Consider the following 613-nt stretch of genomic DNA (forward strand, 5'->3'; position numbering starts at 1 on the left):
CGGCCTCCGATCCGGACCCGCGCGCGCTCGGCCTGAGCTCACGCCACCTCGCCTACGTGATCTACACCTCGGGATCATCAGGCACGCCCAAGGGCGTCATGGTCGAACATCGGGGCTTGGCCAATCTTGTAGCATGGCATGTGCAAACGTTTTGTCCGCAGCGAGATACCTGCTGCGCATTCACGGCTGGAGTCGCATTCGATGCCAGCAGTTGGGAGCTATGGTCTGCGTTATGTAACCGCAGCAGATTGCTGCTCCCGCCCAGAGCATCAGCGGGAGATTCTCTCCATCTGTTGGAATGGTGGCGTGATCAATCGCTGGACGTCGCCTTTTTGATCACGCCGCTCGCTACAATCGCGTTAGAAGATAAGCTGATAAATCCTACATTGGAGTACTTGCTTATTGGCGGGGATCGTCTCCAGCGTGTGCCTGGGCCTCTACCAGCGGCTCTCAAGCTAATAAACAACTACGGCCCGACCGAAGTGACGGTCGTGGCGACCTCAGGACGGCTCTTCAGCGACAACGCTGTGCCGCATATTGGGCGTCCGATCGCGAACACGCGGGTGTATCTTCTGGACGGTCATGGCGCGCCTGTGCCGTTCGGGGCGGTGGG

At 59.4% G+C, this 613-nt stretch carries 1 protein-coding gene; it reads left to right on the forward strand.

Annotation, left to right across the window (positions count from 1 at the left end):
- A partial coding sequence (locus ACLFKU_RS43900; RefSeq protein ID WP_410853409.1) for an AMP-binding protein occupies positions 1–613 on the forward strand: 613 nt, incomplete at both ends.

It is taken from the genome of Paraburkholderia sp. EG304 (assembly GCF_046543485.1).
GTDB classification, from domain to species: Bacteria; Pseudomonadota; Gammaproteobacteria; order Burkholderiales; family Burkholderiaceae; genus Paraburkholderia; species Paraburkholderia youngii.